The sequence below is a fragment of the Dietzia massiliensis genome (assembly GCF_018390595.1).
Lineage (GTDB): Bacteria > Actinomycetota > Actinomycetes > Mycobacteriales > Mycobacteriaceae > Dietzia > Dietzia massiliensis.
The window spans coordinates 1-542 of sequence record NZ_JAHBAV010000152.1 but is presented as its reverse complement, the minus strand read 5'-3'; the positions used below and the strand labels follow the sequence as shown (position 1 = coordinate 542).

Sequence of the window (542 nt, the reverse complement as noted above, 5' to 3'; positions counted from 1 at the left end):
TGGCTTTGACGGGCATCCGGTTAGTGCTTTCTCTCATGGTGCTGTTGCATTGGCTACGGCGTCGTGTGTTGCATTGGGATGTTCAGATACTGCGGTTGCTGCATGGAATGCGGGTGTTAAGCCAGCAAATGAGGCTTTTGTATAATTTACAGCAGTGAATCCTTCTGCTTGATTAATTAAGTCTTCTAATAAACTCTTATCTGGAATTAATCTTAAGTTCAAGAATGCTGTTACTAATTCTTTGTATGCATTGTTTACTTCTTCTTGCATTGCATTTTCATTAGCTAATACAACATTAGCATTATTTAATGCTTCTTCAAATACAAGCCAAGTTTTTTCACTATAGTCATCTTCATTTAAACCAGTTACCTGTTCAACAAATGCTTGTAATTGTACCTTGTTACCTTTGTAGAATTCTAATTTCCACATTGCATTTGCAAGGCGATTAAAGGCTGTATCAACTTCTTCTTGTATTGCATCTGGGTTAGCTAAAACTATTTGAGCTTGAGCAAGTGCATCTTTAAATTCAGTTACTACTACTG

The 542-nt window shown here is 36.7% G+C and carries 1 protein-coding gene; it reads right to left on the bottom strand.

The window, feature by feature from the left end:
- Window positions 1–33 precede the first annotated feature (33 nt).
- Window positions 34–542, bottom strand: a 509-nt coding sequence (locus tag KHA85_RS20100; RefSeq protein ID WP_213186642.1) for an FIVAR domain-containing protein, incomplete at its 5' end; no start/stop codon positions are given.